Raw genomic sequence first — 251 nt, 5'->3', positions numbered from 1 at the left:
GGTGCGGATCATTACGAACAGCAGTACAGGGACCGTGTCATCAAACAGCTTCATCGCCGCGCGGCGCAATTTGGATATTCACTACAGCCTCAGGACTCGCCAGCGTGAAGGTGAGTTTCTTAGGAAACCGCCCCACGCGCTTGGGCGCGACCCTCATGAATAGAAACTTCAGGGGCGTACACTTGATGCGCGCAGAGACAGTGGCCGTATGCTTCTTGGAGGTCTCGACCCCGTCAAAAAACCTGGCCCAG

The 251-nt window shown here is 56.6% G+C and carries 1 protein-coding gene; it reads right to left on the bottom strand.

Annotation, left to right across the window (positions count from 1 at the left end; genetic code table 11):
* Positions 1–40: 40 nt before the first annotated feature.
* The coding region (locus ACRXB1_RS37900; RefSeq protein ID WP_449494996.1) for a hypothetical protein at positions 41–251 on the bottom strand (211 nt) is incomplete at its 5' end.

The organism is Caballeronia sp. M23-90 (assembly GCF_053574605.1).
The sequence above is the reverse complement of the archived record's forward strand: the minus strand, read 5'-3'. Positions and strand labels throughout refer to the sequence as shown.